We start from the raw sequence: 18175 nt of genomic DNA, 5'->3' as shown, positions 1-18175 counted from the left end.
CAAAAAAATGCCCGTGTCCAAGGACACGGGCATTTTCGTTTCCGTTACCGATTATTCAAGGATCTCGACCGCCATCCCGACTTCCAGACGACCATTGCTGTCGTTGACCAGATTCTGCCCGAACATCGCACCATCAGCCTCGGCGCGGGTTTTCTGCAGGGTCGCCAACGGCTCTCGGTCGGCGCTGCGCTCGCCGGTCTGCGGATCGATCGTGGTAAGAATGCAGCGCGAGCAGGACTTGACCACCCGAAACTCGACATCGCCAATGCGGATCCGCTTCCAGCCATCCTCGCCGTAGGCTTCGCTGCCCTCGATCACCAGGTTCGGCCGGAAACGCAGCATTTCCAGCGGCCGCCCGACCTCCTGCGACAAATGTTGCAACGACGCCTCGCCAATCAGCAGCAACGGAAAGCCATCGGCGAACGCCACCTGATCGTCATCCTTGCCATATCCGGCCTGGGTGGTGCGGGCGCGCTCCAGCGGCACTTGCACTAGACGGGTCGGCTTGCCGAGGAAGTCGCTGACCCATCGGGCCGCTTCGTCACCGGCATCCGGCACACGCAGGGTGTCGCGCCAGATAGTCACGCCACGCAGCTCGGCATCGCTTTCGGGCAAGGCGATATCCAGCGCCGAATGCCCCGGCGCACTGAGCGTCAGGCCACCGTCGGCATTCCACAGCGCTGACAACTGGCTCATCTTCGCTTCGGCGCGCTGGGTCAGGAAACGTCCGCTGGCCTCGTCCACCAGCATCCAGCGTCGATCCCCCTCAAGCCCCAGTTTGTCCAGGCCGATCCCTTGCAGGACCTCGCCCTTGCCGGATTTCAACGGGTAACGATAAAGCGCGCTCAGACGCAGCATGGCCAGCTCCCTGGTGGGTCAAAAACGCCACCCTATACGAGCTTCATGGGCGAATCAAAGACTGAAAAGAAACCGGTGGGAGCGAGTCCGTCGCTCCCACCGGCTATCAGGCCGGTACGGCGTCGAGCATCAGGCGCTGGCGCACCACATCGACCAGTTTGTCCGGCTGGAATTTGGACAGGAAGTTGTCGCAACCGACCTTCTTCACCATCGAATCGTTGAAGCTGCCGGACAGCGAAGTGTGCAGCACCACGTACAAACCACGCAGGCGCGGGTCGTTGCGGATTTCGGTGGTCAGGCGATAGCCGTCCATTTCCGGCATCTCGGCGTCGGTGAAGACCATCAACAGCTTGTCGGTCATGTTCACCCCGGTGTCGGCCCAGGCCTTGAGCATGTTCAGCGCCTTCAGGCCGTCGCTGGCAATGTGCATCTTCACCCCCAACTGGCCGAGGGTGTCGCGCAGTTGCGACAGCGCAACGTTGGAGTCGTCCACCAGCAGCACTTCACGGCCACGGGCGCGCTCCAGCACCGGATCGTCGAGTTTGTCGCGGGAAACCTTGGCGTTGTACGGGACGATTTCGGCGAGGACTTTTTCCACGTCGATGATTTCCACCAGTTGATCGTCGACCTTGCTGATGGCGGTCAGGTAATGCTGGCGGCCGGCGCTGGTCGGCGGCGGCAGGATGGCTTCCCAATTCATGTTGACGATGCGGTCGACGCCACCGACGAGGAATGCCTGCACCGAACGGTTGTATTCAGTGACGATGATCGTGCTGTTCGGCCCCGGCACCAGCGGACGCATGCCGATGGCCTGGGACAGGTCGATCACCGGCAAGGTCTGCCCGCGCAGGTTGACCACGCCGCAGACGAACGGGTGACGCTGGGGCATCAGGGTCAGCTTCGGCAGTTGCAGGACTTCCTGAACCTTGAACACGTTGATCGCGAACAATTGGCGTCCTGCCAGTCGAAACATGAGAATTTCCAGGCGATTCTCACCCACCAGTTGCGTGCGTTGGTCTACCGTGTCGAGAATGCCGGCCATCATGACTCCTGGGCTTGTACTGATGAATTCACTATTGGGGGTTATCGGCTGGATCCGGAAGATCTTGATCCCGTCACAAATCACTAACAAAATGCCATGAACGGGCATTGATGTCACATTAACATCATGCTTTACTGGCTCGGTGAAATCATCTGCTACATTCTCTCCGACGCGACCCCGGTTTGCGCCGAAGGTTCCTGCGCCTAGGGGATTCCCCTAGTAACAATCAGGCCCAACCTGATGTTCGCAATATCCAATAGCCATTAATGTGACGCCATTCTCATTGCATGAACGGAGTCAGGCTATTGTGTGCGATCGCAGGTCAGTGGAAACACCTCCTCTTGAAACCCCAGGTCCGTGCCATTGCACACCGGGGCGCGATCTCACGACGGTTCATGATCGTCGGCACACACGGCATTCCCTCATCAGACATGACGTGGTGGAGATAAGCATGCCGAACGAGCACAAAGACTGGGCACAGCGGTTCCCCGAGTTTCTTGCCGAGGCTGAAACACTCCTGGCCAAGTCCGAAGAATGCCTCAGCCATTTGCAATTGATCAGCAACGACAAGGACGCCATCGACTGCATGCTCAGCACCCTCCTGAAACTTGCGCACAAGGCAAAAGCTCTGGCGCTGGAGGCGGTTTCCGAGTTTTCGCTGCACATTCACCAGTTGCTGAACCAGGCGGTGGACCACGTCGACCTTCATACCCAAGCGCTGGCAGCGTTGAAAGACTGTTTCACGCTGATGGCCTGGCAACTGGAACTGGTCGACCACAACACTGGCCAACTGAGCCTCGACGAAAGCGAACAATGCTCGTTGATCGAAGCCTTTGCCTTTCAGGTCGGACAGAGCCAGATTCAGCTGCCACTCAGCGTCAAGCCACTGGCCCTGGTGGCCTACTCGGAGCGCCAAGCGTAATCAGGTGCACTTGAGACACTTCTGCTTCAACCGTAAATGTCGCAATTGAATAATTCATGCCTGCCCGCGACAAACTCAAAAAAATAATCAGCCCGAACGAACGCCGAATTTTTCCGGCCGTATCAGGGTTTGCCTGTGTATAAAAATACAACTTCCGGCAACCTCGATATCTATCGAACAATCCAACTTTTTCCATTGTGGAACTGACGTCCAATGTGGCGATTTTCCTGACCCCATGGACATATTGGGTAAACGCGACCGACGGTATCTTAAGTGGTATTATGCCGCCCGCTAGTTGCTCTCAATTAATGGCACAGTGATTTCAGTGATATGTCTGCAGAGAAGTTTTCATTTGACTGTCGATCACTTAACCGTATTGATTCCAACAACATAAGTGACAGTTTTTTCATTCAGAGACCCGCCAGCCATCCAGGCCGCTCTGCCCGCAGCGAACATCCATTGGCTCCATCCGTTATGCACGCCAGCCTCAAGTCAATCGCCAAATGGCAACCCTCACGAGAAAACGCACGCCGGTTCACCCTGCTGCTATGTCTGGGTTCCGCCCTTGGCTGCGTGCTGACCTACAGTCTGTCCGCCCAACTCTCGCTCGGCCTGCTGCTGCTCAATGTGGCTGCCGCCAGCAGCGTCTGGGTGCAGCATCGCTTGTCACGCAAGTCGATCAAGTTCCAGCCGCAGGAGCTCGCCGATCGCTTGTTGCAAGTCCAGGAGAACGAGCGTCATCGTCTCAGCCGTGAACTGCACGACGATATCGGCCAACTGCTGACCGCCGCCAAACTGCAAAGCGAATGGTTGAAACGCCGCCTCCCCGAAGACTTGCAGGAACAGAGTTCGGCACTCTGCGAGACGCTGGACGAAACCCTGAACAAAGTCCGCGACGTGTCAGCCATTCTCAACCCGCGCCAGCTGACCAGCCTCGGCCTGGAAGCCAGCCTGCGCGCGCACCTGCTCAAGACATTGACCAATACGTCGGTGAACTGGAGCCTGGACTGCCAGCAGCGTCTGAACGGCATTCCCGAGGAAATGGCGGTTGCCGCATTTCGTATTGCCCAGGAAGCTGTTACCAATATCCTGCGCCATGCCCAGGCCCAGAATCTGCTGATCCGCGTGCAACGCCTGCCCCAAGGCTTGACCCTGATGATCAGCGATGACGGCCAGGGCTTCGCGCCAGCCGCCAACCCCGGGCGGGAAGGACAACGGGGCATGGCCGGGATGGCCGAACGGATCGAACAATTGGGTGGCACCTTGAACGTGATCAGCGAACCGGGCAAAGGCACTCGAATCGAAGCACTTTTCCCCTGGGCGCCCCGGGCACTCGAGCGGGCCAGCACGAATAAGGTTCTGCGTTGACTTGTAACTTACTTCTGGTGGATGACCACTCGCTGATCAGGGCCGGCGTGCGCGCTCTGGTACTGGATATTCCCGGTTACGCGGTAATCGGCGAGGCCAACGATGGCTCGCAGCTGCTCGAAATGGTCGAGCAACTGGTCCCCGATATTGTGTTGCTGGATATCTCCATGAAAGAAACCAGCGGCTTGCAGGCCTTGCAACAACTGCGACGCGTCCGCCCGCAGAGCAAGGTGCTGATTCTTTCGATGCACACCGATCCGGCGCTGATCATGCAGGCGCTGGAATCCGGCGCCCATGGCTACCTGCTCAAGGACACTACCGCCACCGAACTCGAGCATGCGCTGGAAGCGCTGCGCAACAACGAGCGCTACCTGAGCCCGGCGATCGCGCATACGGTGATCAATCAGGCCCTGACCCGCAACAACCAGAAAAACCAGCCGGAAACCGCCGAATCACACAACCTGACGGCGCGCCAGCTGGAAATCCTGCGCCTGATCGTGCGCGGCAAGTCCACCCGGGAAATCGCCCACGGCCTGGGCCTGAGCATCAAGACCGTGGAAACCCACCGCTCGCAGATCATGAAGCGCCTGCAGATCTACGATGTGGCGGGCCTGGTGCTTTTCGCCGTCAGGGAACAGATCATCAGCCTCGACGATTGAGCGCCTGCCGGGCCAGCAGTAGTGGCGAATCCTGCGGCAAATGCACCTGCAACGCCCCGGGACGCACCTCGAACCGCAGGCTGTCGCCCTCCAGCGGTTCGCCATCCAGATTGATATAAAGCCCTTCGGCCACCTTGATTTCAACCCAGGGCAAGCGGGTGCGGACAAACATGTTGTCGAGGCCGAAACCGTCGCTCAGCAGGTTTTTCAAAGTCCCGACGAGCTCCTGTGGCGCCGGCAGGATACTGATGTCCAGCAAGCCATCATCGGCCAGGGCCTGCGGACACAGGACATGCCCTCCCCCGGCCTGACGCCCGTTGCCGATACCCAGCGCCAGCAGCTCGCCACTCCAGTGGAAGTCCGGGCCTTGCAGCTCTCCGTACGCGGCATGCAGTTCACTGAATCGCGACAGACCGGTGAACAGATAGGCCGCGCCACCGAGGACTTTTTTCAAATCCTCTGAAGTATTGGCCGTGACCTGGCTGCCGAAACCACCGGTGGCCATGTTCAGAAAAATCTGCCCGCCGACCTCCCCCAGATCGATGTCGCGGGGCGCCACCTCCAACAGCTCCAGCGCCTGCGCCGGCACCAGGGGAATCCCCGCCGCACGGGAAAAATCGTTGGCGGTTCCCAGCGGCAACAACACCAGACTGGCCTTGCGCGGATGCGCCGCGAGGGCCTCGGCAATGTCGCGCAACGTGCCGTCCCCGCCGCCGGCAATGATCTGCCGATAACCGGCCGTCAGCGCCTCCTCGACCAGGCGCTGGGCGTCGCCGGCCTCCCAGGTCAGTCGTACCGCCACTTCCCAGCCCTGTTTGCGCTTGCCTTCGACGGCGGCGCGAACCTCCTCATTGAGTGCCTGCTTGCCATGCAGAATCAACAGTGCCCTGCGTTCACTCATTGTGGTCACTCCCGCAATTGATTGGTAACGGGACATGTTGACCACTGGCGCACGCAAAAAAGCCTCAAACCCTTTAATTAATTCGGGTTCGGGGTTGTACGTCCTACAGAGCGGTATTTTTTCTTACGAAATCTGACGAATCAGCTCAATTGACCGGATTTGTTCGCTGGTTCACCTTGTTCGGGCGGTATCAATCTTCTATCTGAAAACACGCAAGGATGTGCATGTAAATGAATGGATACATCGTCAGGACTTTCAACAGTCCGCATGGCAGCAGATACCAGCAGGAAGCCAAAACAGTGAGTGGCGGTTTCCATGTCGAGCCATGAAAGCAGAATCCCAGTGAGCCCGGTCGCGCCACTTGCCGAAAGCCGCGTCAATCATAAAACCGACTTCAAAAGCAGCGCTAAAACCACTGGAGGAAATGATATGGAACCTCGTATCACCGAGCTGGAGACTCACCTGAAATACATTTGCAGGGATCTCGCTGAAGTCCGCGGGGACGTCAAATCCATCAAGCATCGCCTCGCCTATTCGGCCGGTGCGGCTGCCGTGGTGATGGGCCTGCTGGGCTGGGTCGCCAACAGCCGTTTCGATCAGCTCGTCGGTCTGATGAGCTCTTGAATACAAAAATGCAGGCGTCGACTGCATCAGCCGAGCCTGCACTTGCACACCCTCTCAGCCCAGGAGGTCGCTCAAGGGTATGAAATTCACCTCGTCGCCGTTGGTCAGCGTACGCCCTTCCAGCACCTCCACCAGCCCATCGGCCCACGCGGCACTGCGCAGGACGCCAGAGCTTTGATTGCGATAGACAGTGGCCCGCCCCTGCTCCAGGCGCCCGCGCAGATACTCGCGACGGTTGCCGACCACAGGCCAGTCAAAGCCTGCCGGCACCGGGAATTTCAGCGGTTCGACATCCTGAACCCCCTGACGCCGCAACAGATAAGGCCGCGCCAGCAAGGCGAAGGTGACCAGCGTCGACGCCGGGTTACCCGGCAAACCGATCACCGGCACATTGCGAAAATGCCCAAACGTCAGCGGTTTTCCGGGTTTGATCGCCAGCTTCCACAGCGCCAGGTCACCCTCTTCGCGCAAGGCAATCCCAAGGAAATCCGCCTCCCCTACCGAGACACCGCCCGTGGACAGGATCAGATCGACATCCTGCAACTGGCCGAGGCGCTCGCGAGTGGTCGGCAGATCATCCGGGAGAATGCCGGCATCGATCACTTCGCAACCCAGGCGCTGCAACCAGCTGCACAACAGCACGCGGTTGCTGTTGTAGATCTGTCCGGGTCCCAGATCCTGACCCGGTTCCACCAGCTCGTCGCCCGTCGACAACACGGCGACGCGCACCTTGCGTACCACGTCCAGCTCCGCGCGTCCCAGGGACGCCGCCAGCCCCTGCTCGATCGGGCCGAGCCGGGTTCCCGCTGTCAGGATCAGCTCCCCCTTCGTGGTTTCCTGGCCCTGGGGCCTGATGTTCTGCCCTGCCTTCATCGGTTCGATGAAACGCACGCGTTCATCGCCCTGTACCTCGGCGTTTTCCTGCATCTCGACACAATCGGCCCCCTGGGGCACCGGCGCACCCGTGAAGATCCGCGCACAGGTACCGGGCTGCAACGGCTCGGGGAATTGACCGGCGAAAACCTTCTGGCTGACCGGCAACGGTTCGCCCTTCCAGTCCGCCAGAGCCAGGGCATACCCGTCCATCGCGCTGTTGGGCCAGGGCGGAAGATCCAGCGTCGCAACCAGATCCTCGGCCAGTACCCGGCCCTGAACCTTCGCCAGCGGCAACCGCTCACGCTCGACGATCCTCGATGCGTCAGCCATTTCCAGCAATCTGGCGAGGGCCGTTTCGACCGGCATCAGGCTGCCGGTCTTGCCAGGCTTACCCACGGGATTCACAAGGCGCCGCCTGTTTCAGATGAGGAACGAAATTGCACGGACGGTGCCGCGAATCCAGCTGCTCGGCCAAGATGCCGTCCCAACCGGTGCGCACCGCATTGGTTGACCCCGGCAGGCAGCAGACCAGCGTACCATTGGCCAGACCGGCCAGCGCCCGGGACTGCACGGTGGAGGTACCGATATCGGCCACCGAGATCTGCCGGAACAGCTCGCCGAAGCCATCCACCTGTTTATCGAGCAGGCAGGCGACCGCTTCCGGCGTACTGTCGCGGCCTGTGAAGCCGGTGCCGCCGGTGATCAGTACGACTTGCACCACGTCTTCGGCAATCCAGGTGGCGACTTGCGCACGGATTTTGTACAGGTCATCTTTGAGCATCACCCGTTCGGCCAGGTTATGGCCGGCAGCGGTCAGACGGTCGACGAAGACCTGGCCCGAGGTATCGGTTTCCAGGGTGCGGGTGTCGCTTACAGTCAGCACCGCAATATTGAGCGGCGCGAAAGGTACATCAGCCTTGGCTTTCATAGGCTCGTCCAGTTGTAGGAGAAACAGCCCGGTGTTATATCACAGCGCCCCATTTTTTCGCCGCCCGAACGGAGAGCTGAAATGACCACGACACAATTGCCTCCCTGCTCCATTCTGCTCCTGGCCGGAGGACGCGGCCAACGCATGGGTGGCCAGGACAAGGGGTTCGTGGAGTGGTTGGGCGAGCCACTGATTGCCCATGTGCAACGCCAGGTGCGCCCGTTCACCGACGACCTGATCATTTCCTGCAACCGCAATTTCGATCGTTACGCGCCCTTCGCCGACCAATTGGTGTCGGATCACGAAGGCGACTTTCCTGGCCCCTTGGCGGGGATCCTCGCCGGCCTGAGAGCCGCACGTCATTCACACTTGCTGGTCCTGCCCTGCGATGTGCCACGAATCGACGCCGCCCTGCTGGAAAGCATGCGCGAAGCCGCCAGTCGTCAACCTGAAAAACCTTTAATGTTGCGTCATGACCAGCACTGGGAGCCGCTGTTATGCGTGATTCCGCTGGTACTCCTGCCCGCGTTCGAAGAAGCCTGGAACAGCGGTGAACGCAGCCCCGGCCGCATCATGCGCAGTCTCGGCGCGGCTGCCCTGGAATGTCCTGACAACGACCCGCGCCTGGCCAATCTCAACACCCCGGAACTGTTAAGCTCGCACAACACTGTGTCAGACTGACAGCACTCAAGGAACTTGCACGCCTTGTATACGTCTCAAGCTCAGTAACCAAAAGATTATCCCTTCGGAGACACACTCATGACTCAACGGACCCTCGCCACTTTCATGCTCGCACTGGGCCTCGCTACCCTCGCCGGGTGCGCTTCGCCGTCAGTGATCACCTTGAATGACGGTCGCGAAATCCAGGCCGTCGATACGCCTAAATACGATGAAGACTCCGGTTTCTACGAGTTCCAGCAACTCGACGGCAAGCGCACTCGCATCAACAAGGATCAGATTCGCACCGTTAAAGAGCTGTAAGCTTTTTACGACGCACCTGATACAGAAAAAGCCCGCATCATGCGGGCTTTTTCGTGGGCGATAGAAACGCGGGGAATCCGATAATCACCAATCCAGCGTGATCAGGCTTTCAAATTCGCGCTGCTCCCCCGTAACCGGATCGATGAATCGCAAACCCTGCGCCAGCAGTTTGAGCGGCCTGGTGTAATCGTCCTCGATGCCCTTCAAGACTTCCGGGTAGAACGGATCATTGCAGATACTCGCTCCTAACGCCGTCATATGTACCCGCAACTGATGCCTCTTGCCGGTCACCGGATACAGGCCATAGCGCCAGAGTTCGCCGTTTTTTTCCCGAACCTCCACACGGGTTTCGGTATTGCTCACACCCGGTACTTCCTGCATGCGGAAAAACGGTTCGCCGTCCACCAGACGGCTTTTGTGCAGCAGAGGAAAATCCAGCGCCGGCAAGGCGCCGGCAATGGCTTCGTAACGTTTTTCAATCTGCCGTTTCGGGAACAGCGACTGATACGCGGAACGGCTTTGCGGATTCGCCGAAAAGATCACCAGCCCCGCAGTATGCCGGTCGATACGGTGCAACGGCACCAGATTGGGGTTCTCCAGGCGGCGGATCAAACGACGCAGCAAAGTCTGCTCCACGTACTCGCCCGCCGGGATCACGGGCAGAAAGTGCGGCTTGTCCGCCACCACCAGATGATCGTCCGCGTAGAGGATCGACTCGATGACCGGAATCGGCTTTTCATCCGGCACTTCGCGGAAGTAGTGGATGCGCAGGCCTTCCCTGTACGGCAGATCCACTGCAATCGGCTGCCCGTCGCTGTCCAGGACTCGTCCTCGGGCGATCCGGTCGAGCCATTGCTCGCGGCTGATTGCACAGAAATGCGCGCACAGGCAATCGAGTACGGTTACCCAGGAGCCGGGAGGCAGATGAAGCGTGCTGGCCTGATTCTGTGCGGCAGAAAACGTTGATGTGGACATACGAAACTCGAACCCTCAATGCAGGCCGGCATTATCCAACAGGGAACGAAACGAACCTAGCCCGGAATCCGCATCAGGCCGGAACCGATGATCTCTGCGCTGCCTCGGTAAACTCCTTGAGCCAGCGCAGCACCTCGACGGCTTCCCAGCGTCCCGGGTCATACAAGGCATAGAGCAGGCCCTGATAGCCGACGACATCGAGTTGTTTGTGATAACCGGCGCGCTGGAACAACGCCTCGATTTCAGCGAAACAGGTGTTGAAATGCAGCTTGTTGAATGGCGTCTTGCCCTCTGTCACCAGTCCGTCCAGGCGCAGCTCGAGGACGGCCTCGCGCACCACGTCAACCGACATCCGGTTTACGCTGTTCTTCAACTGTTGGACATTGACCACGGTGCATCCCTCTGACATCCGGGCTCACCTGCCGACTCCTTGACCAAGGAGCCAGTCACCAAAAGCATGGCAAGGCAGGCCAACCCGATTACTGTGTGCACATACAGCAACCGAATAATCCGGAAGGTGCCAAGGGAAGGATCAAACGGGCGACAGACGCAACGCCTGTGCGCTGTCAGAGGAACGCTTAACGCAGGAACGCCACCACCTGATCGGCACTGAATGGCCAGCCGATTTCCGCGCCGGTGTCGATCCGGCGCAGCACCGGAATCCGCAAACTGTAGGCCTCGAACCAGGATTCATCGTCAGCGATGTCCACCAACTCCACCAGCAGCCCGTGCTCGACGAACTCCATCAACATGGCTTCAGCGACTTCACACAGATGACACCCCAGGGTGCCGAACAGCTGACATTCAGGAAGCATGTGCGCTCAACCGAAAAAATTGAACGTCTATTCTAGGCCCGCTCCGAAAACCCGTCGAGCCGCCCCGACCGGAAGGTCTCCGAACCTCAGTCGCACTTTCCGGCAAAACGCTGATGCACATCAGTCGCGAAAAATCCGCTTTGCGCGATGCTTCGTTGTTTTTTGCCTCTACGCTTGAGTAGCCAGACCTGTCTTCGGAGTTTTCGTGTTTGCCAACCTATTGATCATTCTCGCTTCGTCCCTGCTGATGATTGCCCTGTTCCGCCGCCTGCGTCTGCCGCCGGTGCTGGGGTATCTGTGCGTGGGATTGATGGTCGGACCCAAGGCGTTCGACTGGGTCAACGAGAGCGAACACTTGCCGGACATCGCCGAGTTGGGCGTGGTCTTTCTGCTGTTTTCCCTGGGGCTGGAATTCTCCCTGTCGAAAATGATCGCCCTGCGAAAAGTGGTGTTCCGTCTGGGCAGCCAGCAAGTGCTGGTCAGCGCACTATTGCTGGGCGGGGTGCTGATGCTGCTGGGCATGCCGGTCACGGACGCGCTGTTGTTGGGGGCTGGCCTGTCATTGTCATCCACGGCAATTGTCACCAAGGAACTGAGCAGCCTCGGCGAAATATTCAGCAGCCACGGCCAGAATGCCGTGGGCGTGCTGCTGTTTCAGGACGTGGTGGCGGTGCTGTTGCTGACGCTGGTCCCGGTGTTCGCCGGCAGCAGCGATCAGGCATGGTATCTGGCGCTGCCGCTGACCCTGGGCAAAACCGTGGCGCTGTTCCTCGGCCTGCTGCTGGCCAGCCGATGGTTGCTGCCGCGACTGTTTCACGAAGTCGCCGCCTCGCGCTCGGCGGAGCTATTCGTCCTGCTGGCACTGGTGATCGTTCTGCTGACCGCCTGGCTCACACACCTGCTGGGCCTGTCTCCTGCCCTGGGGGCCTTTCTCGCGGGCATGCTGTTGGGGGAAAGCCACTATCGGCATCAGATCGAGGCGGATATCCGGCCGTTTCGCGACATCCTGCTCGGCCTGTTTTTCGTCAGCATCGGCATGCTGATCGACCTGCAACTGTTTTTCAGCCACAGCCTGGCGATCCTCGGCCTGACACTGGGTTTGCTGCTGATCAAGGGCTGCGTGGTGGCGGTGCTGGTCAAATGGCGCGGCAGCGACAGTGAAACCGCCTGGCGCAGCGGTCTGGCCCTGGCCCAGGGCGGCGAATTCTGTTTCGCCCTGATGGCGCAGATGCAGCAGAACCAGATGCTCCCGGCCGGACTCGGTGCCCTGCTGTTGGCGGCGACGTTCTGTTCGATGCTGCTGACGCCGCTACTGCTGCGCGCGGCCCCGCGAATCGCTGCCGGCCTGCACCGAAAACCCAATCAAGAGGCGCAGATCGAACAGATCAGCGCCCTGAACGCCGGGTTCGATCAGCATGTGGTGATCTGCGGTTACGGCCGCGTCGGCCAGTCGATCGGGCGCTTCATGCACAACGCCGGGCAACCCTACATCGCACTGGATAACGATCCCGTGCGAATTCAGGAAGCCGCCGCCCGCGAACGTGACGTGCATTACGGCGACTCCACACGGGGCGACTTGCTCACCGCCGTGGGCCTGCTGCGCGCCAGGCTGGTGGTGATTGCCGTGGATCAGAGTGATGTTGCCTTGCGCGTACTCAAGGAGGCGCGACGCCTGAACGCCAGCGTGCCCATTCTGGTGCGCACCCGCGATGACAGTCAGTTGGCTGAGCTGAAAGCCGCCGGCGCCACGGAAGTGGTGCCGGAGCTTCTGGAGTCAAGCCTGATGCTCGGCTCACATGCCTTGATCATGCTCGGGTTGCCGGCACACAAGGTGCAGGCAAGAGTCGATCAGATACGCATGGATCGCTATCGCCTGCTGCACGGTTTTTACCCCGGTGCCGAAGATGAAGAGACTTAGTCCTGACTCACCGCGCCGATCTTGTGCAGCGACAGATCGGCGCCGTAATACTCTTGTTCCTGGCTCAGGCGCAGCCCGTGCAGCGCCTTGATCAGCCCGTAAACGGCAAAGCCGCCGACCAGCGCCACGACCACGCCCAGGGCTGTGCCGATCAGTTGACTGACCAGGCTCACACCGCCCAGGCCACCCAACGCGGTCTGCCCGAAGATCCCGCAGGCGATGCCGCCCCAGACACCACACAAGCCATGCAGCGGCCACACGCCCAGCACATCGTCGATCCGCCATTTGACTTGCGCGGCGGTGAAGCACCAGACAAACAGCGCACCGGCAATCGCACCGGTCACCAGTGCGCCCACCGGGTGCATGAGGTCGGAACCGGCACACACCGCGACCAGTCCGGCCAGCGGGCCGTTATGCAGGAACCCCGGGTCATTGCGCCCGACCAGCAACGCCGCCATCGTTCCGCCGACCATCGCCATCAGCGAATTGACCGCCACCAGGCCACTGACCCCTTGCAGGGTCTGCGCGCTCATCACGTTGAAGCCGAACCAGCCGACAATCAGGATCCACGAGCCGAGCGCCAGAAACGGAATGCTCGACGGCGCGAAAGCCACCAGCCGCCCCTCGCGATAGCGTCCGTTGCGCGGCCCCAGCAACAGCACGGCCGCCAGCGCCAGCCAGCCGCCCATGGCATGCACCACCACGGAACCGGCGAAATCGTGGAACGCTGCGCCAAACTGCGCCGTCAACCAGGCTTGCAACCCGTAGTTGCCGTTCCAGATCATGCCTTCGAAAAACGGATAAATGAACGCGACGATCAATGCCGTCGCGCACAGTTGCGGAACGAACCGCGCCCGTTCGGCAATGCCTCCGGAAATAATCGCCGGGATCGCCGCCGCAAAGGTCAGCAGGAAGAAAAACTTCACCAGCCCGTAGCCGTGATCGGCACTGAGTACGGCCGCCGGTTGCAGGAAGGTCACCCCGTAGGAAATCCAATAGCCTATAAAGAAGTAGGCCAGCGTGGAGACGGCGAAATCGCTGAGAATCTTCGACAGGGCGTTGACCTGGTTCTTCTGGCGAACCGTGCCGACTTCCAGAAACGCGAATCCGGCGTGCATCGCCAGTACCATCACCGCGCCAATCAGAATGAACAACGTATTGGAGCTGTGAACCAGCGTGTCCACAGCGCTTTGCAGATTTTCCATAAGGAGGCAGACCCAAGGCTGAAAAAGGCACCAAAGCGGTTCATGCGGACATTTCATGCACCAAGTTGCGACTGTACGGTTCCCGATCCGGCAGTCCGGCGAACCGCTTTGGCGCACAAGGTCGATGTCCTGACACGTTCCATCATCAACCGGATAAGGTTTTCCCGGTTGCACGCCCGGCAACGGCGCACAGTGGCCGGTCGATGCACCACGACACAGCAAAAGTTGTACCAGTCATTTGCACTGAACCTTCGCGCAAGGCTCATACTCGAACGCTTCAGAAAGCCACTTACGGAGATCCACCCATGGCCAGAACCAAGGCACAGACCGCTCAAGACATTCTGATGGAAGACTTTCAGACGCTGGTGGCCGATACCGAACGGTTGCTCGAGCACACCGCCACCCTGGCGGGCGACCAGGCCGATGAGCTGCGTGAGCAGATCCACGAAAGCCTGCTGCGCGCCCGGGAAACCCTGAAGCTGACCGAAGACACCCTGCGTGATCGCGGCCAGGCAGCGGTTGCCGCCACCGAAGACTATGTGTCGGCCAACCCGTGGCAATCAGTCGGCATCGCCGCAGGCGTGGGCTTTCTGATTGGCCTGCTGGCCACACGGCGCTGATTATGTCGATCGGTGAATCCGGCCCGGCATCGGGCACCAGCTCCTCCACCCGGCGCCTGGGCGCCGCTGTCCTTGGCTTGTTGCACAGCCACGTCGAACTGTTCGGCATCGAATTGCAGGAGCAGAAAGCCCGTACCGTCAGCCTGTTGCTGTTCGCCGGCCTGGCCCTGGTATTTGCCCTGTTGTTGCTGGTCGGTCTGTCGGCACTGGTGCTGATTGTGTTCTGGGACCTCTATCGTCTACCGGCGATCATCGGGCTGTGCGTGTTCTATACCCTGGCGGCCATCTTCTGCGGTCTGCGGCTCAAGGCTGCGGTTTTCGATGAATCCTCACCCTTCCACGGTACTTTGGAAGAGTTGGCCAACGACCGGGAGCGCCTGCTGCCATGAGCCTGCCAGAACTTCCGCACAACAGTTCACGCCAGGAAATGCGCAAGGCACTGATCCGCTTGCGCATGGAGATGCACCGTCAGGAAATCCGCCATGAAACCGGACAGGTCCTGCAACCCTTGCAGCGAATCCGTGGCATGAGTCAGAACCTGCACGAAGGTTTCGGCATCAAGCACGCGCCGTTGTGGGGCGTGGCCGCCGTGACGCTGCTGGGTTTTCTCACCGGCAAGGGTGCGAAGAGCGGCGGTATCGGCGGCCTCACCCGGTTGATCCGCCTGGGCACTACGCTCGGCCCGTTGATCAAACTGGTCATGCAGAACTCGGGCAAACGCTGACGTCGCGCATCTGGCTGCATTCTTGCAATAGCGGCGGGATTGAATCTCTTTATCCAGAGGTTCAATCCCGCTCGCCTATCCGGTCGGCAAGCATCCACCAGAACAACAAGACTTTTTAGGAGGCCCCGTGATCGACGGGCAACCGCTCGCCTGCTTTCAGCCGTTCATCGATACCGCGACAGGACGTATTGCAGGCGTCGAAGCACTGGGTCGCCTGCGCCAGGCCGACGGTCAACTGGCCTCGGTCGGGCCGCTGTTCGCCGACCCGCGTACACCCGCGATCGCCCTGCGTCGCCTCGACCGGCAGATACGCGACAACGCCCTGAGTCGACTGCATGAAGCTCCGACCGACTGGTTCCTCAGCCTGAACATGTCGCCGCGCTGGATCAGTCGTTTGCGCGCCGATCAACCATTGCCCAGTCTCAAGCAGCTCGCCCGCCACGGTATCGATCCCCGACGCATTGTCTTCGAGATCACCGAACTGGGCGGCAACAGTCAGCGCCTCAACGAGGTCGTGGCGCGCTACCGCGAGGTCGGCGCACGAATCGCCATCGATGACTTTGGGGCCGGCTATTCGCAACTGGATCGCGTGCTGGCCTTGCAACCGGACATCCTCAAACTCGACATGCGCCTTTTCCAGGAGGCCGCACGCGGCGGGCCGAGCAGCGATGTGGTCAAGGCGCTGGCGCAAATGGCCGAGAAAACCGGTTGCTGGATCATTGCCGAAGGGGTGGAAACCGAGGCCCAGCTCAACTTTGCCCTGGAATGTGGATCGCGCTACGTCCAGGGCTTTCTGTTTGCCCGGGCGCAGGAAGCGTTTTTCGCCCCGGACGCCTTCGTCCAGCCGTTCGCCGCACTGCGCCAGCGCTACGTTGCGCAGAAACTCGCAGAACGCGGGCGCTTGATGCGGATGCGCCAGCAGCTCGGCGAACTCATGGCGATCCTGCAAGCCTGGGCTCAGGCCCGCGCACCGCTCAGTGCGTTGCCGCAACTCGATGCGTTTCCCTGGCTGCTGCGCTTTTACCAGTGCGACCGCCATGGCACCCAACTGACCCCCAACCTCGAATGGCAACACAACGGCTGGAGCGCCGATAACCGTTACCTGGGACACAACTGGTCATGGCGCCCCTACTTCTATCACCTGCTGGCCGAAGGCTGGGAAGAACGCCGTCTGACGCTGTCCAGCACCTACCGTGACGCGACCAGCAACCAGTACTGCCTGACCGCCGGACAGTTTTTCGACAATGGTGAACGCCTGCTGCTGATCGACATCGATGCCGCCGGGTTGTAGTTGCGCTTGCAGACGCGAGTGCGAACCGGGAAGCTAGGCCATCAGTCACCAGACGGAGAGAATCAGCCTTGGATTGGCAAACCCTGCTCAACCGCGAACGCCTCGGAAAGCCGCTGCACAGCCCGCAAGAACTCGGCCGCAGCCCTTTTCACAAAGACCACGACCGCATCATTTTCTCCGGTGCATTCCGCCGCCTGGGACGCAAGACCCAGGTTCACCCGGTTTCCAGCAACGACCACATCCATACCCGCCTGACCCATTCTCTGGAAGTCAGTTGCGTCGGCCGCTCGCTGGGCATGCGCGTCGGTGAAACCCTGCGCGGCGCCTTGCCCGAGTGGTGCGAGCCAAGTGATCTGGGCATGGTCGTGCAATCGGCCTGTCTGGCCCATGACATCGGCAACCCGCCGTTCGGGCATTCCGGCGAAGATGCGATCCGCCATTGGTTTCAGCAGGCCGCCGGACGCGGCTGGCTGGATGCGATGAGCGATGCCGAACGCGGTGATTTCCTCAATTTCGAAGGCAATGCGCAAGGTTTCCGGGTGCTCACCCAACTGGAATATCACCAGTTCGATGGCGGCACCCGCCTGACCTACGCCACCCTTGGCACCTATCTCAAGTACCCGTGGACGGCGCGTCACGCCGATTCCCTCGGCTACAAAAAGCACAAGTTCGGTTGCTATCAGAGCGAATTGCCGCTGCTCGAGCAGATCGCCCACAAACTCGGCCTGCCACAGCTCGAAGAACAGCGCTGGGCGCGTCATCCGCTGGTCTATCTGATGGAGGCGGCGGACGACATCTGCTATGCCTTGATCGATCTGGAAGACGGTCTGGAAATGGAGCTGCTCGACTACCCGGAAGTCGAGTCGCTGCTGCTTGGCCTCGTGGGCGATGACCTGCCGGAAACCTATCGCCAACTCGGCCCCCAGGATTCGCGCCGGCGCAAACTGGCGATCCTGCGTGGCAAGGCCATCGAACACCTGACCAACGCCGCCGCCCGGGCCTTTGTCGAGCAACAGGATGCGCTGCTCTCCGGCACGCTTCATGGCGATCTGGTCGAGCATATGCACGGCCCGGCCAAGCGTTGCGTGCTGAATGCCAAGGACATAGCGCGCAAGAAGATCTTCCAGGACAAGCGCAAGACCCTGCACGAAATCGGTGCCTACACGACCTTGGAAATCCTGCTCAACGCTTTTTGCGGTGCCGCGCTGGAGCAGCACAACGGGCGGACGCCGTCGTTCAAGAGTCGCAGGATCCTGGATCTGCTCGGCAACAACGCGCCGGATCCCCACGGTTCATTGCACGGCTCGTTCCTGCGCATGATCGACTTCATTGCCGGCATGACCGACAGTTACGCCAGCGACATGGCCCTGGAAATGACCGGACGCTCAAGCCACTGAAATCTCCGCTGACCGGTGACCTCCAACACCGGTCAGCGGGGTTCTCGACAGCCGAAACGGGGCTGCAGCGC

Annotated in this window: 21 protein-coding genes; 12 read left to right on the top strand and 9 right to left on the bottom strand. The window is 60.3% G+C overall.

Features of this window, described 5'->3' with window-relative positions:
- Positions 1-51 precede the first annotated feature (51 nt).
- Both KVQ74_RS09640 and KVQ74_RS09635 read right to left on the bottom strand, forming a co-directional pair.
- The gene (locus tag KVQ74_RS09640) at positions 52-858 is read right to left on the bottom strand and encodes an MOSC domain-containing protein (RefSeq protein ID WP_217830831.1); all 807 of its coding nucleotides are present in this window, start codon (positions 856-858) and stop codon (positions 52-54) included.
- Positions 859-964: 106 nt separating this feature from the next.
- Positions 965-1900 (bottom strand): chemotaxis protein CheV, encoded by a 936-nt coding sequence (locus KVQ74_RS09635; RefSeq protein WP_217830830.1) that lies wholly within the window; start codon positions 1898-1900, stop codon positions 965-967.
- Between the two features lie 451 nt (positions 1901-2351).
- Here KVQ74_RS09635 and KVQ74_RS09630 point away from each other — a divergent pair, with 451 nt between their 5' ends.
- From KVQ74_RS09630 to KVQ74_RS09620, 3 genes are all read left to right on the top strand, one after another.
- Positions 2352-2822: a hypothetical protein gene (locus KVQ74_RS09630; protein ID WP_217830829.1), complete on the top strand. Its 471-nt coding sequence runs from the start codon at positions 2352-2354 to the stop codon at positions 2820-2822.
- Positions 2823-3296: 474 nt separating this feature from the next.
- On the top strand, positions 3297-4190 hold the full coding sequence (locus tag KVQ74_RS09625; protein WP_217830889.1) for a sensor histidine kinase: 894 nt from the start codon (positions 3297-3299) through the stop codon (positions 4188-4190).
- Positions 4187-4849 carry a response regulator transcription factor gene (locus KVQ74_RS09620; RefSeq protein ID WP_217830828.1) on the top strand — a complete coding sequence of 221 codons (663 nt, stop codon included), beginning with the start codon at positions 4187-4189 and terminating at the stop codon, positions 4847-4849. The genes KVQ74_RS09625 and KVQ74_RS09620 overlap by 4 nt, the downstream gene beginning before the upstream one ends.
- On the opposite strand, the gene yegS is transcribed toward KVQ74_RS09620, so the two are convergent.
- A complete protein-coding gene (gene yegS, locus KVQ74_RS09615; RefSeq protein ID WP_217830827.1) occupies positions 4833-5750 on the bottom strand; it encodes a lipid kinase YegS in 918 nt (305 codons plus the stop codon). The genes KVQ74_RS09620 and yegS overlap by 17 nt on opposite strands.
- 315 nt (positions 5751-6065) lie before the next feature.
- Between yegS and KVQ74_RS09610 the strand changes: the two genes are divergently transcribed.
- A complete protein-coding gene (locus tag KVQ74_RS09610; protein WP_217830826.1) occupies positions 6066-6374 on the top strand; it encodes a hypothetical protein in 309 nt (102 codons plus the stop codon).
- A 54-nt stretch (positions 6375-6428) separates the two neighbouring features.
- Here the strand turns inward: KVQ74_RS09610 and KVQ74_RS09605 are convergent, their stop codons facing one another.
- Together KVQ74_RS09605 and moaB are read right to left on the bottom strand one after the other, a co-directional pair.
- Positions 6429-7655, bottom strand: coding sequence for a molybdopterin molybdotransferase MoeA (locus KVQ74_RS09605; RefSeq protein WP_217830825.1), 1227 nt, complete (start codon positions 7653-7655; stop codon positions 6429-6431).
- On the bottom strand, positions 7639-8178 hold the full coding sequence (moaB, locus tag KVQ74_RS09600) for a molybdenum cofactor biosynthesis protein B (RefSeq protein WP_217830824.1): 540 nt from the start codon (positions 8176-8178) through the stop codon (positions 7639-7641). The genes KVQ74_RS09605 and moaB overlap by 17 nt, the downstream gene beginning before the upstream one ends.
- A gap of 81 nt (positions 8179-8259) precedes the next feature.
- On the opposite strand from moaB, the gene mobA reads away from it, so the two are divergent.
- Both mobA and KVQ74_RS09590 read left to right on the top strand, forming a co-directional pair.
- Positions 8260-8859, top strand: a complete 600-nt coding sequence (gene mobA, locus KVQ74_RS09595; protein WP_217830823.1) for a molybdenum cofactor guanylyltransferase MobA — start codon at positions 8260-8262, stop codon at positions 8857-8859.
- 78 nt (positions 8860-8937) lie between these two features.
- Positions 8938-9159, top strand: coding sequence for a YgdI/YgdR family lipoprotein (locus KVQ74_RS09590; RefSeq protein WP_217830822.1), 222 nt, complete (start codon positions 8938-8940; stop codon positions 9157-9159).
- Between the two features lie 84 nt (positions 9160-9243).
- Here the strand turns inward: KVQ74_RS09590 and KVQ74_RS09585 are convergent, their stop codons facing one another.
- The 3 genes from KVQ74_RS09585 to KVQ74_RS09575 all read right to left on the bottom strand — a co-directional run bounded on the left by KVQ74_RS09585 (position 9244) and on the right by KVQ74_RS09575 (position 10949).
- Positions 9244-10134 carry a pseudouridine synthase gene (locus KVQ74_RS09585; RefSeq protein WP_217830821.1) on the bottom strand — a complete coding sequence of 297 codons (891 nt, stop codon included), beginning with the start codon at positions 10132-10134 and terminating at the stop codon, positions 9244-9246.
- A gap of 73 nt (positions 10135-10207) precedes the next feature.
- Positions 10208-10525, bottom strand: coding sequence for a transcriptional regulator (locus KVQ74_RS09580; RefSeq protein ID WP_217830888.1), 318 nt, complete (start codon positions 10523-10525; stop codon positions 10208-10210).
- Positions 10526-10712: 187 nt separating this feature from the next.
- Positions 10713-10949 (bottom strand): glutaredoxin family protein, encoded by a 237-nt coding sequence (locus KVQ74_RS09575; RefSeq protein WP_217830820.1) that lies wholly within the window; start codon positions 10947-10949, stop codon positions 10713-10715.
- Positions 10950-11154: 205 nt separating this feature from the next.
- On the opposite strand from KVQ74_RS09575, the gene KVQ74_RS09570 reads away from it, so the two are divergent.
- Positions 11155-12867, top strand: coding sequence for a cation:proton antiporter (locus tag KVQ74_RS09570; RefSeq protein ID WP_217830819.1), 1713 nt, complete (start codon positions 11155-11157; stop codon positions 12865-12867).
- Here KVQ74_RS09570 and KVQ74_RS09565 read toward each other — a convergent pair.
- Positions 12864-14072, bottom strand: coding sequence for an ammonium transporter (locus KVQ74_RS09565; protein ID WP_217830818.1), 1209 nt, complete (start codon positions 14070-14072; stop codon positions 12864-12866). The two genes, KVQ74_RS09570 and KVQ74_RS09565, sit on opposite strands and share 4 nt — an antisense overlap.
- A 305-nt stretch (positions 14073-14377) precedes the next feature.
- Between KVQ74_RS09565 and KVQ74_RS09560 the strand changes: the two genes are divergently transcribed.
- The 5 genes from KVQ74_RS09560 to KVQ74_RS09540 all read left to right on the top strand — a co-directional run bounded on the left by KVQ74_RS09560 (position 14378) and on the right by KVQ74_RS09540 (position 18104).
- Entirely contained in the window at positions 14378-14692 is a 315-nt protein-coding gene (locus tag KVQ74_RS09560; RefSeq protein WP_217830817.1) for a DUF883 family protein, read from the top strand.
- A 2-nt stretch (positions 14693-14694) separates the two neighbouring features.
- A complete protein-coding gene (locus tag KVQ74_RS09555; RefSeq protein ID WP_217830816.1) occupies positions 14695-15081 on the top strand; it encodes a phage holin family protein in 387 nt (128 codons plus the stop codon).
- Positions 15078-15416 carry a hypothetical protein gene (locus KVQ74_RS09550; RefSeq protein ID WP_217830815.1) on the top strand — a complete coding sequence of 113 codons (339 nt, stop codon included), beginning with the start codon at positions 15078-15080 and terminating at the stop codon, positions 15414-15416. The genes KVQ74_RS09555 and KVQ74_RS09550 overlap by 4 nt, the downstream gene beginning before the upstream one ends.
- 127 nt (positions 15417-15543) lie before the next feature.
- Positions 15544-16707: an EAL domain-containing protein gene (locus KVQ74_RS09545; RefSeq protein WP_217830814.1), complete on the top strand. Its 1164-nt coding sequence runs from the start codon at positions 15544-15546 to the stop codon at positions 16705-16707.
- A 68-nt stretch (positions 16708-16775) separates the two neighbouring features.
- Positions 16776-18104 (top strand): deoxyguanosinetriphosphate triphosphohydrolase, encoded by a 1329-nt coding sequence (locus KVQ74_RS09540; protein ID WP_217830813.1) that lies wholly within the window; start codon positions 16776-16778, stop codon positions 18102-18104.
- Positions 18105-18175: the final 71 nt, after the last annotated feature.

The organism is Pseudomonas botevensis (assembly GCF_019145475.1).
GTDB lineage: Bacteria > Pseudomonadota > Gammaproteobacteria > Pseudomonadales > Pseudomonadaceae > Aquipseudomonas > Aquipseudomonas botevensis.
The sequence above is the reverse complement of the archived record's forward strand: the minus strand, read 5'-3'. Positions and strand labels throughout refer to the sequence as shown.

Excerpts from the sequence above, each read along its gene's own strand:
- KVQ74_RS09630 (WP_217830829.1), top strand. The coding sequence starts at position 2,352 with ATGCCGAACGAGCACAAAGACTGGGCACAGCGGTTCCCCGAGTTTCTT.
- KVQ74_RS09635 (WP_217830830.1), bottom strand. The coding sequence starts at position 1,900 with ATGGCCGGCATTCTCGACACGGTAGACCAACGCACGCAACTGGTGGGT.
- KVQ74_RS09550 (WP_217830815.1), top strand. The coding sequence starts at position 15,078 with ATGAGCCTGCCAGAACTTCCGCACAACAGTTCACGCCAGGAAATGCGC.
- KVQ74_RS09640 (WP_217830831.1), bottom strand. The coding sequence starts at position 858 with ATGCTGCGTCTGAGCGCGCTTTATCGTTACCCGTTGAAATCCGGCAAG.
- KVQ74_RS09575 (WP_217830820.1), bottom strand. The coding sequence starts at position 10,949 with ATGCTTCCTGAATGTCAGCTGTTCGGCACCCTGGGGTGTCATCTGTGT.
- mobA (WP_217830823.1), top strand. The coding sequence starts at position 8,260 with ATGACCACGACACAATTGCCTCCCTGCTCCATTCTGCTCCTGGCCGGA.
- KVQ74_RS09610 (WP_217830826.1), top strand. The coding sequence starts at position 6,066 with ATGTCGAGCCATGAAAGCAGAATCCCAGTGAGCCCGGTCGCGCCACTT.
- KVQ74_RS09585 (WP_217830821.1), bottom strand. The coding sequence starts at position 10,134 with ATGTCCACATCAACGTTTTCTGCCGCACAGAATCAGGCCAGCACGCTT.
- KVQ74_RS09560 (WP_217830817.1), top strand. The coding sequence starts at position 14,378 with ATGGCCAGAACCAAGGCACAGACCGCTCAAGACATTCTGATGGAAGAC.
- KVQ74_RS09590 (WP_217830822.1), top strand. The coding sequence starts at position 8,938 with ATGACTCAACGGACCCTCGCCACTTTCATGCTCGCACTGGGCCTCGCT.
- KVQ74_RS09625 (WP_217830889.1), top strand. The coding sequence starts at position 3,297 with ATGCACGCCAGCCTCAAGTCAATCGCCAAATGGCAACCCTCACGAGAA.
- KVQ74_RS09565 (WP_217830818.1), bottom strand. The coding sequence starts at position 14,072 with ATGGAAAATCTGCAAAGCGCTGTGGACACGCTGGTTCACAGCTCCAAT.
- KVQ74_RS09555 (WP_217830816.1), top strand. The coding sequence starts at position 14,695 with ATGTCGATCGGTGAATCCGGCCCGGCATCGGGCACCAGCTCCTCCACC.
- moaB (WP_217830824.1), bottom strand. The coding sequence starts at position 8,178 with ATGAAAGCCAAGGCTGATGTACCTTTCGCGCCGCTCAATATTGCGGTG.
- yegS (WP_217830827.1), bottom strand. The coding sequence starts at position 5,750 with ATGAGTGAACGCAGGGCACTGTTGATTCTGCATGGCAAGCAGGCACTC.